At 36.1% G+C, this 16,011-nt stretch carries 11 protein-coding genes; 8 read left to right on the top strand and 3 right to left on the bottom strand.

Annotated features, from left to right (window positions below; translation table 11 throughout):
• The first annotated feature begins 26 nt into the window (after positions 1-26).
• The 5 genes from AC57AW_RS22165 (at position 27) to deoC (ending at position 4,519) form a co-directional block, all read left to right on the top strand.
• Positions 27-1,289: an NAD(P)/FAD-dependent oxidoreductase gene (locus tag AC57AW_RS22165; RefSeq protein ID WP_318846556.1), complete on the top strand. Its 1,263-nt coding sequence runs from the start codon at positions 27-29 to the stop codon at positions 1,287-1,289.
• Positions 1,286-1,957, top strand: a complete 672-nt coding sequence (gene trmD, locus AC57AW_RS22160; RefSeq protein ID WP_496353608.1) for a tRNA (guanosine(37)-N1)-methyltransferase TrmD — start codon at positions 1,286-1,288, stop codon at positions 1,955-1,957. The genes AC57AW_RS22165 and trmD overlap by 4 nt, the downstream gene beginning before the upstream one ends.
• Before the next feature lie 380 nt (positions 1,958-2,337).
• Positions 2,338-3,273: an endonuclease/exonuclease/phosphatase family protein gene (locus AC57AW_RS22155; RefSeq protein WP_496353607.1), complete on the top strand. Its 936-nt coding sequence runs from the start codon at positions 2,338-2,340 to the stop codon at positions 3,271-3,273.
• Positions 3,274-3,300: 27 nt separating this feature from the next.
• The gene (locus AC57AW_RS22150) at positions 3,301-3,771 is read left to right on the top strand and encodes an Lrp/AsnC ligand binding domain-containing protein (protein WP_047379047.1); all 471 of its coding nucleotides are present in this window, start codon (positions 3,301-3,303) and stop codon (positions 3,769-3,771) included.
• Positions 3,772-3,775: 4 nt separating this feature from the next.
• A complete protein-coding gene (gene deoC, locus AC57AW_RS22145) occupies positions 3,776-4,519 on the top strand; it encodes a deoxyribose-phosphate aldolase (RefSeq protein ID WP_496353606.1) in 744 nt (247 codons plus the stop codon).
• Between the two features lie 52 nt (positions 4,520-4,571).
• On the opposite strand, the gene dusB is transcribed toward deoC, so the two are convergent.
• Positions 4,572-5,567, bottom strand: a complete 996-nt coding sequence (gene dusB / locus AC57AW_RS22140) for a tRNA dihydrouridine synthase DusB (RefSeq protein ID WP_318846559.1) — start codon at positions 5,565-5,567, stop codon at positions 4,572-4,574.
• 198 nt (positions 5,568-5,765) lie between these two features.
• On the opposite strand from dusB, the gene AC57AW_RS22135 reads away from it, so the two are divergent.
• On the top strand, positions 5,766-7,736 hold the full coding sequence (locus tag AC57AW_RS22135) for a T9SS type A sorting domain-containing protein (protein ID WP_496353605.1): 1,971 nt from the start codon (positions 5,766-5,768) through the stop codon (positions 7,734-7,736).
• A gap of 82 nt (positions 7,737-7,818) precedes the next feature.
• Here AC57AW_RS22135 and AC57AW_RS22130 read toward each other — a convergent pair whose 3' ends face one another.
• The gene (locus tag AC57AW_RS22130) at positions 7,819-11,046 is read right to left on the bottom strand and encodes a DUF8818 domain-containing protein (RefSeq protein WP_318846561.1); all 3,228 of its coding nucleotides are present in this window, start codon (positions 11,044-11,046) and stop codon (positions 7,819-7,821) included.
• A 155-nt stretch (positions 11,047-11,201) separates the two neighbouring features.
• Between AC57AW_RS22130 and AC57AW_RS22125 the strand changes: the two genes are divergently transcribed.
• Entirely contained in the window at positions 11,202-12,071 is an 870-nt protein-coding gene (locus tag AC57AW_RS22125) for a T9SS type A sorting domain-containing protein (RefSeq protein ID WP_496353604.1), read from the top strand.
• Between the two features lie 162 nt (positions 12,072-12,233).
• Positions 12,234-13,043, top strand: a complete 810-nt coding sequence (locus AC57AW_RS22120; protein ID WP_496353603.1) for a T9SS type A sorting domain-containing protein — start codon at positions 12,234-12,236, stop codon at positions 13,041-13,043.
• Positions 13,044-13,161: 118 nt separating this feature from the next.
• Here AC57AW_RS22120 and AC57AW_RS22115 read toward each other — a convergent pair whose 3' ends face one another.
• Positions 13,162-15,984, bottom strand: coding sequence for a gluzincin family metallopeptidase (locus AC57AW_RS22115; protein ID WP_496353602.1), 2,823 nt, complete (start codon positions 15,982-15,984; stop codon positions 13,162-13,164).
• Positions 15,985-16,011: the final 27 nt, after the last annotated feature.

Genomic DNA, 16,011 nt, shown 5'->3' with positions numbered 1-16,011 from the left:
AAATAAAATCAGTAAATTTGTGTATTATGGAAACACGCGAAAAAATCATCATTATAGGAGGAGGATTTGCGGGGCTGCAGCTTGCAAAAACATTGAATAACAAGAACAAAAAGGTCATTGTTCTGGATCGGATGAACCACCATATGTTTCAGCCGCTTTTTTATCAGGTAGCCTCAGGAAGGATAGAACCTTCCAATATTTCTTTCCCTTTCAGAAAAATTTTTCAGCAGTCCAGAAACACACAGTTCCGTATGACTGAGGTGAAAGAAATAGACCCTTCCACCAATAAAGTCATTACCGATGAAGCAGAATTTACGTATGATAAACTCATCATTGCAACGGGCTGTAAAACTAATTTTTTCGGGAACAAAGATTTGGAAGGAAAAGCTTTCGGAATGAAAAATACCCAGGAAGCCATCAGTATCAGAAATCATATATTGATGACCTTTGAAAAACTGATTATTGAAAAAAGCCGAAGTGATGACGGAAACTGGAATATCGTTATTGTTGGAAGCGGACCTACCGGAGTAGAACTGGCAGGAGCTTTTGCCGAAATGAAAAAAGATATCCTTCCAAGAGATTATCCTTACATGAACTTTGACCATCTGAAGATTATTCTGGTAAGTTCCACAGAAAAGCCATTGGCTGTAATGAGCAGTGAAGCGCAGGAGAAATCTGAAAAATACCTCAAAGACCTTGGAGTGACTTTTATGAGTGGAGAAGTGGTGACAGATTATGATGGAGATAAAGTACACCTTAAAAGCGGAAAAGAAATACCTTCCAATAATGTAATATGGGCAGCCGGAGTTACCGGAAATGTGGTAGGAGGTTTTCCGGAAGAAAAATTAGTACGAAACAGATATATTGTAGATCGATATAATACAATAAAAGGATACGATAATATTTATGCCATCGGGGATATTGCCTATATGGAAACACCAAAATATCCACAGGGACACCCGCAGGTAGCGAATGTAGCCATTAATCAGGCAAAAAATTTAGGTAAAAATTTATTAAAGAAAAGTCAGAACGAGTGGGTAGAGTATGAATATGATGATAAGGGTTCATTAGCAACCATTGGGAAGCACAGAGCCGTTGTTGATCTCCCGTTTATAAAATTCCAGGGATTTCTGGCGTGGTATTTCTGGATGTTTCTCCATTTAATGCTAATTTTGAGCGTTCGAAATAAGCTGGCCATATTCTTCAACTGGATGTGGAGCTATATCAACAAAGATTCTTCTTTAAGATTAATTATTATACCGACTAAGAAAAACGGAACATTACAATGAGAATTGACATAATAAGCGTACTTCCGGAATTGATGGAAAGTCCGTTCAAAACTTCTATTTTGAAAAGAGCGATGGATAAAGGACTGGCAGAAGTACATTTTCATCAACTGAGAGACTGGGCTATCAATAAGCACAGACAGATTGATGATGAGCCTTACGGAGGCGGTGCAGGAATGGTTATGATGATTGAGCCGCTGGATAAGTGTATCTCAGAGCTTAAGTCTCAGAGAAATTATGATGAAGTAATCTATCTGACACCAGATGGAATGACTTTAAATCAGAAAATCGCCAATTCACTTTCTATAAAAGGAAACCTGATCTTTCTTTGCGGCCACTATAAAGGAATTGACCAAAGAGTGAGAGATCTTCATATTACAAAAGAAATTTCAATAGGAGACTATGTTCTTACAGGAGGAGAGCTGGCAGCCTGCGTTCTTGCAGATTCAATTATCAGATTACTTCCCGGAGTTTTAAATGATGAGCAGAGCGCTTTGACAGACAGTTTTCAGGATGATCTTCTTTCCCCGCCAATTTATACCAGACCTGAAAGTTATAAAGGGCTGGATGTTCCCAAAATTTTACTGAGCGGAAATTCCGGAAAAATCGAAGAATGGCGTCATGATGAAGCTGTGAGGATCACCAAAGAAAAACGTCCCGATTTATTGTAATCAAATATTGTTGGAATTTATATAATTCTTACTCGTTTTTAATTCCATTTGTTATGAAGATAAATGGAATAATATTTGTTGTAAATTAAATAAATACGAAAAATATTAATATTTCTATTTTTAAAGTGAGAATTTATTTCTATTATTCTGGTTTTTATGTATTGTCTCAATTTTGATTAATGTGTTAAAACTCCCAGATAATTGAAAAATTAATTTATTATAGCTGATTTCATTGATATTTTTTGTTATATTTGAATTGTTTTTTATTGGAAATTGATTCGCTTTTCTTAAGGTGAATCAAGGAATTTTGAAAAAAAATAATAAATTTACATCTTAAGGAAAAAAGAACATAATAAATTAAAGTAAAGAAATTAGTGTAGATGGAACTGTTCTCTTTTTATAATGTTGAAAATTTATTTTTACCCGATCCGAAACCTGTCCACAAATTAGATCCTACACGGTCAGGCTTAAGGAATTGGGATGAAAAAAGATATAATAATAAGCTTTTCAAAATCTCCCATGTATTTCAGTTGATGAAGGAGGAGAATGGTGTAATGCCATTCGTAATAGGATTGTCTGAAGTTTCCGGAAGGAAAGTATTGGAAGATCTTGTGGAGCTGGAGCCCTTTCATTCGCAATATGGAATTGTACATTATAATTCTATGGACGAAAGAAAAGTGGATGTAGCCATGTTGTATGACAAAAATAAAGTAGAGGTAATAGATTCGGAAACCATTACTTTCTTTTTTGAAATAGTAAATAAAAACACAGGAAATTACGACACAACCAGAGACGTACTTTTTTCAAAAATTAAATATAAAGGGGAAATTATTAATGTCTTTATCGCCCATCTTCCCTCTAAGCGAGAAAAAGATATTAATAAACCTAAAAGAGCCTTTATATTGAATGAAGTCCGGGAACGGATTATGAAAATTGTAGATGCTGATAAAGAGCATGTCATATTGTGCGGTGATTTTAACGAAAACCCGGATGATGAAAATTTAGTACAGATTCTCTATAACAATGAGCATGAGAAGGTTTTAATGAACCCTTTTCAACAATTGTTTTCTACAAGAAATTATTCTACTTTTCATTATAAATCTGGATTGCTGTATGATCAGATCATTATGTCAAGATCTTTGCTTGATAATAAGACGCTGGCTTTTCAGGATGCCCATATATTCAATTCTGAAAAAATCCGCAGCAGAACCAGAAATTTTGAAGGACGACCTTTCCGAACTTATGCCGGTACACGGTATTTAGGAGGATATAGCGACCATTTTCCGGTTTTTGTAAAATTTAAAGATTTACAGTAAAAAACATAAATAATAAAAAAGTAGAAAATGAAAAATTCGAGCAACACAAGCTATCATTTAGATTCTATTGACAAAGAAATTATCTACATGTTGATGGATAATGCTAAAACTTCTTTAGCCCACATTTCCAAAAATGTTGGAATTTCCACAACAGCAGTGCATCAAAGAATCAAAAAACTCGAACATGCAGGAGTTATTGAAAATTCAATATCATTTCTTAATCCTAAAAAAATAGGATATAAAGTGATTTCCTACATTGGAGTATTTCTGGATCAGCCAAGCCATTATCCAGAAGTGGTAAAATCTTTGCATGATATTAACGAAGTAGTGGAAGCCCATTACACAACAGGAAATTATACCATATTCCTGAAAGTTCTTTGTAAAGATAATGATCATTTAATGCAGATCCTTAACAAGCTTCAGAAGCTGAAAGGAGTAACAAGAACAGAAACCTTTATATCTTTAGAACAAGGTATTTACAGACAATTGAAAGTATAACGATATGAACATAGCCCAATATTTGGATTCAACTTACCTGAAAACACCGGAGCAATCAGGTATTTCTCACGAAGAAACACTTCAAAAAGATAAAGAACTTGCTCAGGAAGCTATTGAGAATGGCATTTTTGCCGTAATGATTCGCCCGGATTATGTAGCTGAGATCAAGAAATATATTCAGGAAAGAAATTCAAATGTTGCAGTAGGAACTGTAATAGGCTTTCACGAAGGTACATATTCTGTTGATGAGAAGCTTGCAGAAGCCTCAAAAGCAATTGAAGACGGTGCTGATGAATTGGATTTTGTTATTAATTATACAGCTTATCTGCAAGGAAATACAGAACTGGTAAAAGAGGAATTTGTAAAATGTACAAAATTATCTCTTGAGCATCAAAAAATAGCGAAATGGATTATTGAGATCGCCGCTTTAACTGATGAACAAATTGCAGATCTTACCAAAAATATTTCTACATGGGCCGAAGAGAATTTCTCTGAAAATGACTGGTCAAGAATTTTTGTTAAATCTTCAACAGGATTCTATAAAACTTCTGAAGGAAAACCTAATGGAGCAACCTTTGAAGGAATAGCAATTATGCTCAAAAACGCAGGAAAGCTTCCCGTAAAAGCAGCAGGTGGTGTAAGAACGCCTGAAGATGCTGAGAAAATGATCAATATGGGAGTGAAAAGAATAGGAACCTCTTCAGCTTTAGGTCTTATTAAAAATGAATCTCCATCAGAAGGATATTAATCTAAGGTTCAAAATAATAAAAAACCATCAGTTTTGCTGATGGTTTTTACTTTTATATCTGTGCCTGATATTCTTCGTAGAACTGTTGGGTTTCTTGGATTAAGCTATTCATTTCTTCCAATGTGAAAACTTCCAGGAATTTTTTTCTGAAGTCCTTGAAGTGAGGAATTCCTCTGAAATAATTGCTGTAATGCTGTCTCATTTCGACCAAGCCTAATCTTTCTCCTTTCCATTCAACACTCCATTCCGCATGCTGGCGAACGGCCAATAATCTGTCGGATATTGTAGGGGCGGGTAAATGCTCTCCTGTTGTAAAGAAATGTTTGATTTCATTGAATATCCATGGATAGCCAATAGCAGCACGCCCGATCATGATACCGTCGCATGCATACTTTTGTTTATATTCTAGTGCTTTTTCAGCAGAATCAATATCTCCGTTTCCAAAAATTGGAATCTCAATATTGGGGTTTTGTTTGATTCTGGAAATATGTTCCCAGTCTGCCTCACCTTTGTACATTTGAGCACGGGTTCTGGCGTGTATAGTAAGAGCCTTGATACCTGTTTCCTGCAGACGTTCTGCTACTTCATCAATATTAATGCAGGTGCTGTCCCATCCTAAACGGGTTTTTACCGTTACAGGCAGATGAGTGGAAGTTACAACAGCTTTTGTAAGACGAACCATCAGGTCAATGTCTTTCAAAACACCTGCTCCTGCTCCCTTGCAGACAACTTTTTTTACAGGACATCCAAAATTGATATCTACCAGATCCGGATTTACTGTTTCAACAATTCTTGCAGACATGGCCATAGCTTCTTCGTCTCCACCAAAGATCTGTATACCCACTGGTCTTTCATAATCGAAGATATCAAGCTTTTTACGGCTTTTGATAGCGTCACGAATCAACCCTTCAGAAGAAATAAATTCTGAATACATCAAGTCTGCACCATGCATTTTACACAAACGTCTGAACGGAGGATCACTTACGTCTTCCATTGGAGCCAGCAAAAGTGGAAATTCCGGCAGTTCTATGTTGCCTATTTTTATCATGGTGCAAATTTACGAAATTCTGAAAAAACAATATTTTACTATTTAGAATACATTTAGTGTTTCACGTATCTCTGTTTATTTAAGGGATTTTATGATGTTTTGTTTAATTTTTATTGAATTTATATGATTGATTTTCAATGTTTTTGATATTATATTAGAAAATATTTTTTATATTTAATACTAACAAAAATTAATAATATGAGAAAAATTCTATTTTGCTTGATCGCAGGATTTGCTGCATCAAATTTTTATTCACAAGTGAATGTGTCTGCTACGGCAGGTACAGCTACAGGAACCTATACTACGTTAAAGGGAGCATTTGACGCTATTAATGCGGGAACACATCAGGGAGCAATTGCAATCAGTATCACAGCCAATACAACAGAAACGGCAACTGCCAGCCTGAATGCCAGTGGCGGTGCAACGAGTTATACTTCTGTTGCAATTAAGCCTGCAGTAGGAGTTACGGCTACTATTTCAGGAGATGTTGCCAGTGCACCTTTAGTGAGAATACAGGGCAGTAATATTACTTTAGATGGAAGTAATGCCGCTTCAGGAACTACCAGGGATCTTACTCTTACCAATACGTCTGTTACAGCACCGCAGGTACTTACATTTATTGCGGCTTCTGCGGCAGCGGCCAATACCAATATTATGGTTAAAAACCTGAATATTATTAACGGGATGAATAATTCCTCAGCTTTGGTAATGTATGACGGGGCTACAACTCCTACTGGAGGTTTCTTTAATAATGTTACCATTCAGAATAATGCTGTGAAGAAAGCCTACATGGGAATTTATTTATTTGCAGCTATAGGAGCAGGTAACGGAGGAAATACATTGGTTACCGGTAATGATATAAGTGCTTCAGGGGCAGATGCCAACCGTCTTGGAGGAGTTTATGTACAAGGGGCAGATGGAGTAACTGTAAGTAACAATACGCTGGGTAATTTTGAAACTACCAATGCAGAAATTAAAAGAGGAGTCTGGTTTGCAACAGCAACGGTTAATTCTTCGATTATTTCAAATACCATTACCAATCTTGGTTACACAGGAACTGGTGCTGGGGGTGCTGCCGGGATTACGGTTACTTCCGGTAATACAGGGGCATCTGCCGCCGCTAATATTATTGTAAAAGGAAATACGATTTCCAACTTTAACTCCAGTGGAACGGGAACTTTGTTTGCTGGAATTTATGCGGGAGGTACATTGACCAATGGAATGACTATCACTAATAATAAAATCACAGGAATCAAAAATACCAATGTATCCGGATACGGAGCACAAGGAATTTATCTTGCGACAACAAATCTTACCTCCAATACTTTAGTAGCAAACAATATCGTAAGTGGTATAGCTGGCTATGGATATGCAACAACAGGAGGAGTGAATGACAACGGAAATGGTATGGTCATTACCGCAGGCGGAGGATATAAAGTATATTATAATACTGTTGTGATGGATGTGAGCCAGACTGTTGCAGGAAGACCATCTGCTTTAAACATTACTAGCGGAGTAACAGGTGCAGGAGGTATTGATGTAAGAAATAATCTTTTTGTAAATACCCAGACCCAGGCAGGAGATAGATATGCTATTTATGCCGGAGCGGCCAGTACGGTTTTCTCTACTATTAATTACAATAATTTTTATTCTTCCGGAACTAATCTTGGGTATATCGGGGGAGCTGCCAAAGCTACCCTTACTGATATCCAGTCTGGATTTGGAGGTAATGTAAACTCGTTGAATGTTCTGCCGGTATTTGTATCAGCAACAGACTTCCATGTGTCTGCTACCGGAAATGCAGCGCTTGATAATAAAGGAACTCCAGTTGTTGAAGTAACATTGGATGCTGATGGTAATACAAGAAATGCTGTAACACCGGATCTAGGAAGTTTTGAATTTACAGCAGCAGTATTGGCTGTAAATGAAGCAGCGAAAAAGAATACAGTGAATTTCTATCCGAATCCGGTTGTAGATTACCTTTATATCAATAATGACGGCAGAATCAAAGATGTTGAAGTATACAATGTTTCAGGACAGAGAATTCTTAGTGAAACAATCAACGCAGAAAAAGGCTCTGTAGATATGAGACGTGCTCCTGCAGGAGTTTACATCTTAAAAGTGAATACCGAAAGAGGTTCACAATCACTTAAAGTTATTAAAAAATAAGAATTAACTAATAATAACCAATATAAATCCCCAATAGTGATATTGGGGATTTTTTATTTATTGTAAAAAGAAAATGTTCAACTTAGAAACTTGCCTTTACCTGCATGCTTCCGATATGAATAGTTCGGTCACCCGAGTTTCTTCCTTCGTAATTAAGATTTAGCTGGATAAATGAGTTGATGGCCTGTTGGATAAATACACTCCATACCTGGTTTTTCCCCGGCTTCAAACCATCCAGCATCTGGTTTCCTACAATACTGAAATTGTTTCCGGTAAAATTGTTACTGATGAAGGAGAAGTTTCCACGGATAGACGTTTTTCTACGCTCCCATTGGATGGTTCCCGTAACATCAAAAGCTTTAAGAAGCTCTTCACCATCCAGTCTTTGTTTTTGGCGGAAGGCAGAAGACAATTCAGCCTGTATGGCATCTGTGAATTTATAAGTGGCCTTAGGCTTTGTTTCAAAATTATTAAGACGATAATCCCTTGTTTTAAATAATTGTGAAGAGTTTTGGATATCGTGAACGGAATTTTCCCAATCGACCCTGAATTCTTTATTGAACCAATATCCTACATTCAGGAAGTGAGACGTTTGCTCACGCTCTTCATTGCTGAAATTGGCATTGATGAGATTATCGTTTGTGATGAATCTGTAGTTTCCGTTCCATCCTGATTTTTCGGTCGGATTGAATTGTACAGAAGCGAGTATATTTTGATTTTTAAGAATCTGATCACTATTCTTTTCAAAAGGATTCAGAACAAGAACTTTATCTTTTTTATAGAATGAGTTTTGGGAATTCAATGAAATGTTGAAATTCCAACGCTTTAAAAATCCGTTTTCTGAATTGAAAATGATTGCCGGATTGACAAATAATGCCAGCTGTAATTTATTTTTATTGGAAGGAATATATCTTACAGAATTGGTGTACACACGGATGTATTGAGCAAGATCAGAATATTCGGCAATTTCAAATTCGTCCAGCTGCTGAATGCCGTCTCCGTTATAATCGGTCCATTTGTATACCCCTTGTCCATCCGTTACTTTAATATACTGGAATTCTCTCTGTGCTTCTTGTCCGTTTCCAAGTTCGTAGAAAGCCTGAAGGCGCATTCCGTTTCTGAAAAGCTGTTGGTTGTATAAGATATTTCCAACCACGAAGTCATTATTTCGGGTAACATCACCTTCCGCACCTGAGTAGAAAAATTTTCTGTAGTGGATTAAAGCATTTAGCGTAGTTTTTTCCGTTTTGATGATCTGACTTTCTGCCATGAAACCCAAAATATTGTTCATATTCTGAAGCCTGTTGTCACGCACAGAGTCATTATCTCTCATATATACTTTCGCCAATAGCTTTGTTCTTGTACTGTCACCAATTTTCTTTTGCAAAAAGATTTCTTTCCAGCTGAAACTCGTGACATCCATAAGTTTAGTATCATTGTATTTCTTCTCATTGTGTTCCATGCTTCCACCAATGGCCCAGCTACCTTTTTTACCGGTAAATTCAGTTGAAATTCCTCCACGGATAAATTTAGTATCCTGAAGAGTGGCATTGGTATTCAGGTAAGATAAATTCCCTTTGGTAAAGAGTTTTCCTGTGATCCACCCGAAGTCCAGATCGTTTTTAAGCCCTTTGTAAGAGTCCTGTTCATTTAAATAATTGACACGGTAATTTAAAGTAGACTTGTTGTTCCATTTGTTCAGGAAGCTGAAAATAAACCTGTTTTGAGTCTTCTTGTTAAATTCCTGGGTAAGGTTAAAATCTCTGGAGAATTCCACATCATTGATACGGTCAAGAATATGAAACTGTCTGTCTATATACTGATATTCAAAACTTGGAGTTCCCTTCCATGTATTCTTTGTAAAGCTTTTATTTCCGAAGATACGCCACGCATAGCCCATATTCTGATCAGAATCCTTTGATGAAAATAAATTAACATCATAATTACTCAAGGAGATATCAGCTCCTATTTTTCCTTCATTTAATAAGTATTCAGAATTCAGGGAATATACCTGTGATTTCTGAGGAGAAGGAAGTTTTCTTACTGCTCTGTAATCTCCCGCATTAGGACCTACATATTCAAAAACACGTCCATTATTGGTAGTCTGTGCTATTTTATAATCTCCCAGATTAGCTCCAAAATAAGTAAAAGAAACCTGATAAAGCGTTAGGTTAGGATCAGTGGAAAATTCATAGAAATTTCCGGCAGAGTTTAATTTGTATAAAATTTTATTGACATCATATTCGGTAATGACACCAGATGGAGCATACATCAGATTGGGATCATTTCCAGCTTCAGCAAGGATTTGTTCATCTTCCTTAGATAGATTTAAAGAAAGAGGAGCATTTTTGTTGTCATTTTCCATGAACCAGTTGAGCCCCACTTTGAATTTTTCTCTTTGATGCTCAAGTTTTCCGGTAAATAAATATCTTGAATAATTTCTGTTGGCGTAGTTATAAGAAATTGTAATAAAGTTCTGCTGGAAAATAGGACGGAAACTGGTAAAGGTAACTTCACCTGTATTGTAATTGATGATATAATCCTGATTTTCTCCTCTTTTCATTAAGATACCATCAATGAAAACCTGTTCAGAACCGGAGATCAGTGTAATAAACTGTTCGCCGTTCTTACCCGTCAGACGATAAGGTCCCTGGTTTCCTTCAACCCCTTGAAAACGAATTCTGTGGAATTCACTTCGTGCAACACCGGCAGAAATATCGATCAATGTTTTGTTTTCTTTCCCAAATTCTGTCTGGAACTGAAGTCCCATACTCCTTCTCTGGTATTTCGCAAAATAATTTTTAGACTCTACAAGATCAAGGTGTCCGGCTCTAAGGATAGATTTTTCCTTAATATTAAGCTGCATATAGATTTTGTCAAACTCTTCCAAAGTTTGGGTATAACCATCAGCCTGAATAGGAAGGTTATGATCTGAAATACTGGCTAAAATCGTAACATCTTTTGATAATCGTCCTGAGATCTGAAGGTCCATAGAGCTTTGTACAGACTGTCCCTGATTATTTCCAAAAGTAATCCCACGGATAATAGAACCTTTCGAATTAAGCTCCCCTAAAAATCTTTTTTTGTCATTTTTTGCCAGTACAGCCTCGTCAATAATGATCTTATTGTGCGTTCTTATAAAATCCAGAGTATCTTTTGCAAAAATGTCCTGTTCCAGCCTGGCAGCCAGAATACTATCTCTCTTGATGCTGTCTTCAGGAACATTGGGATTTTTCCACGAAAACACCTGAGCATTTCCAGAAAATATGCCTAAGAAGAATAAAACGAATAGAATGATAAAATTCCGCACCTTTTAAAAATAATTCGTAAAAATAATTAAAAAATGTTAACATTGAGGGGTTAACTATAATTAACAAAAACTTAACTTGTTTATTGTCCCAAATAAAAAATTAGATGTAGTTTTGTGATGTAAAGAAATTTATTAACAAGAAAAAAAATTAAATCATGAAAAAACTTTATTCTCTTTTCGCTACGGTAGTAGTGAGCGCATTCGCCTTTGCACAAACAACTTACACATGGGATTGTACTTCTGTAAATCCTATTTCTGGTACAAATGCTAATATTTCAAGTGTAGCATTCGCAGCAACTCAGGGAAATAATAATGGTACTACTTCTTTAATTGCTACTTCATCTGCATCTAGCGGTTATACGGGAGCCAGTGGGTCTAGTAATTTTGGGGCTGCTGCTTATAAAGATGCTCTTTCTGCTGCTACAAGTACTTATTTTAGTGTAACAGTTACTCCTGTCGCTGGTAATAAAGTCACTTTGAATTCTTTAAATTTTGGATCTAGAGGAACATCTACTGGACCAGGAAAAATTACAGTATACTCTAGTATTGATAATTATACTACTGCCATAGGTAGTGCAAATGTTATTAACAATAGTACATGGGCATTGAATAGCATCACATTTGCAGGTGCTAATCTGGTAGGTGCAGAATCAGCTCCGGTTACATTAAGAATCTATGGAAGTGATAGTCCTGGTACAGGTACTCCTTCTGCTGGTACTGCTAACTGGAGAATAGATGATATTTCTTTAGTTGTTACTTCATCTACTGCCTCTCTAGCTGTTATCGATGCAAAAAACACAAAATCAGGGAACTTTGTAAAGAATTCTTTCGTTAAAAACAATGAGATCGTTTTCGGATCTGATGTAAAAGACGTAAAAGTTTTCAATATGTTCGGACAGCTTGTGAAAGAAGGTTCTGTAAAACAAAACGGAACTGTAAGCGTTGCTGAATTAGCAAAAGGAAACTATATCGTAACAGGTACAGTAAACAACCAGCCGGTTTCTCAAAAAGTTCTTAAAGACTAATCTCTTGAGATAAAAATACAAACAGCCGCTTCATCATTGAAGCGGCTGTTTTTTTATATGATTATTTACTGATCTTTAGATTTTTGTATGCTGTTTATTTCTTAATTTGGTGGTATTGTTTTTGATATTTTTATTACAAATCCATTTCTAAAAATTATTACGATGAAAAAAATCTTTACTCTTGTGGGGCTTGTATCATTAACAGCCTTTTCGAATGCTCAGATTGTGATCAATGAGATTTATGGCGGTAATGCAAACTCAGATGCCGTATTGAAAAATAATTATATTGTGCTCAAAAATATCGGAACCGGATTGGTTTCTTTGACTGGAGCGAGTATACAGTATGCTCCGGCAATAGGGGCATTTACCGAATATCATACACTGCCGGACTTTACTTTAGGGCCAGAAGAAACTTATTTGATTCAGGAATCAGCCATTGATGGAGGTGTTGAAAATCTACCGACACCGAATTTTATTGCAACTGCAATTACCAATTTTGATGGAACGCCCAACAAATCTTCCGGATTGAGAATTTCCAGTGTATCGGGAAAGATCGCTTTAGCTGGAAATATAGTACAGGTTACCGGACCTTCTGCATCTAACGTTCTGGACTTTGTAGGATATGGTTCAAATGCCGATCAGTTTAAAGGAGATGGGCCAGCTCCTTCTCCAACCACCACTACGGCTATAAAAAGAACATCAGCTGGCAGTAATGATAATATGACAGATTTTTCCCTAGAGGGCAGTGTGAAATCCGGTTTTGTACAGAATCCATTTATCAAGGACAGTAAAATTGTCTTTGGAACTGAAGTGAAAGATGTCAAAATCTATGATACATTCAGGCAGATTGTAAAAAAATCACCTACTAAACTGGCTTCAAGTCTTGATATTGCTGAGCTTCCAAAAGGAACTTATATTGTGACAGGAACGATTAACAACATTCCTATTTCGCAGAAAATTATAAAAGATTAGTTTTAATAAAAAGAACAGCTTGTAAATACAGGCTGTTCTTTTATTTTAATATAAGATATCATTCACTGAAATGTAATCCACAAAGATATCTACAATCGTTTTTTTATTTTAATAAGACTTAATACCATCCTCTTCTTGCGGCATTGATAATGGAACCAAGATTAAGAATCAAAGTGTATCGGATACGCTTTCCATAATCTTTAAATGAAGGCTCAAATCCTAACGAAGACTGTATCGGGAAATAAACTTCCAGGAAATCCGGGATGATTCTTACTTTCACTCCGGTATCCCATATGAATTTGGCAGGAAGATCTTTATTTTTATAAACTCCGGCGTCAGCATACACATGGAATATTTTCCATACACTTGAATCTACATTGGCAGAAGTGATCCATTGGTTTACCGTTCCCGGCAGGAATGATTTAAAACCACCATCAGCTAATATAAACTGTTGTGAAAGAAGACCGCTGCTGGCACTTTCTCCCAAAAGATTATAAGAGAAGGAGTAGTTAGAAACCCTCGAAATTCCATAGTCGAAAAGGTTGTTTCTTGTGTTGTTTCTTAAGAAATATCCGGCAAATAAACGTAAGCTCAGCTTCTGTTTAGGAGCAAATTCCCATCTGTAGAAACCTTCAGCTGTTATTTTATTAAAATCCTCCATTCCCTGCGTACTCAGACTAAAACTTTTTTCATGGATCATCTGGCTGTCACTATAGCCATACCCAACTGTCCAGACATTATATTTGCTGTAGTCATTATTGGCAATCATTACAGGACTCAGATCTCTTTCGAAATAATTATAGGAAACTCCGATGCTTCTGCTCACGGTACTTCTTGGATTTTTTCTGAAATTGATAGAGGTAGCTAACGAACTCTTTCTGTAGGCTAATCCATAATCATAATGAAAATAAGAACCGGAAACTCCAAAGGTTAAGCTTCTGATAATACTTTCGGCAGGCAGAATAGAGTAGGAAACAGCTCCTGAACCTGTTAGTTTTCCTGTTCCGGTACTGTAGGTTGGCGTAACTGAATACAGGAATTTCTGATCAAATAAAGATTGATTTTTTAAGTTAATTCCCAAAAGAAACTTATCATACGTATTGTTGAAACGTACTCTTGGGCTGAGATAAATTTCGTTGTATTCCGGATTTGGAATATCTTTTATTAATTTAAGTTTGATTTTTTTTGCATTGGAAAATATTCCTTTTGCATACAGAAAGTTATCTCTGTAATTTGATTCAGGGAAGGTATAGCCGCTATTTAATGTGACTTTATAGATGTTATCAGAAGCTGGAAGCGACAGACTGGTAATGCGTTCATTTTCTTCAGTATCTATCCAGTACGCCTTTTTTTCTCCTTCTTTGGTCTCTGTTTCAAGCTTTACAGGAATAGAGATATCGGTGTTTTTTGTAATCTTTATCTCTAGCGAATCGGTGTTTTTTCTAATATTTTTTAATTTAAAATCAACCCTGTTTTTTTGTTTCAAAAAGTTTGAAAGATAGGCTGTTGATTTATTTTTTGCAGAAAGGGAAGTCAGAAAATCTTCAGGAGTAATTTTTTTTCCTGTATTCTTAGAAATATAATCTTTTACAATATCATTGAAATTGTCATATCCCATTTTATCTGCTGAATAATTAAAGAGACTTCCTGTTTCAAAACTGCTGACAGCCATGTCATTGAAGTTACTCAAGACAGGAAAGTGCTCATCAACCTTCTGATCAAGATTTTGCAGCATGATATACTGATAGGAAAGTCCGTAACGGTCCAAAAGTTTTACTTTGGATGCATGGAAAAATTTTAAAGGCTTCATTCCAAATATTCTGGTCTCAGGAAGTGTTCCTAAAAGCTTTGTGTCAGCATAGAATTTTTTCAGATACTGGATTTCCAGGTAGGATTTTAAACCGTTCTTGAACCAATGGTCTTTTTCTTTATCAGCAATAATATTTTCATCAAGGATTTTCTTGGCAATAATTCCAAAATAATCCAGGTCTGTCTTTTCAGCATTGGTAAATAACTGAAATTTGAATTTCCAGAAAGTAATATCATTATTCCCGAAAAAGTCTTCCTTAGCCCTGAATTTATCAGAAATAAAAATACTTTTCGGAAGAAAACCGATTCTCTCTTTCAGAAACTTTAATTGTAAAGGAAGGTAAAATTCCAGATTTTGTTTTTCTTCCGGTTTCAGATTATAACCAAATTTAATTTCGGTTTCAGCCCCGTCAACATTGGTTCTTATTGAAGGATAGGCTGTAGGAGAAATCAAAAACTCAGGATCTGAATCCAGATATCCTTTGAATGAGTTCATCTGAACCTGTGGGAGATTACCCTCCACAAAGCTATTGGCAGGGATATCAAAGTTGACAGTCCAGAAAGTATTGAAACTTACCGGTTCTTCAATATCGTGATAGTTTCTTTGAGAAATATTGTCCGGATCAAAATGATCCGGAACAATAAAGAAATATTTTAATACCGTATTCTGAGCGGATGTTCCGTATCCCGTAAAAGTTTTATCGGGAAGCTGCATCCGGTATTGCAACTGTAAAGTGACGCTTTCGCCAGGTTTTAATACATTTTTCAGAGGAATAAAAAGATTTTCATCTGAGATTGTATTTACGGGAATAACTTCATTATCAGAATTTTTAACATTCAGTTCAAAAAGTTTTCCCAATTGATCGCTTGTCGCAAAATGCAAATCAGTATTTCTGTCTTCCAGTTTTCTGTAGACTAAAGAAGTTCCGCGTCTGTTGTAAGCGGAAACCCAATTCAGGAGTTTTACAGTCTGCAGATCTTTTTCGGAATGATTGTAATAAACAATTTCCTGACTGATCTCAAGGTTCTTTTTGTCAGGAGACAGTTTAGCTTCAATATATATACTGTCTTTCTGTGCAGAAACCTGTGCGGCTCCCCAGAACAAAATAAGACAAATGCTGATCTTTTTCAAATATTCGTGATAAAGGTCAAATATAAC

The organism is Chryseobacterium sp. BGA-UO-ETr-SB22 (assembly GCF_059567885.1).
This window is presented reverse-complemented; position numbering and strand designations above follow the sequence as displayed.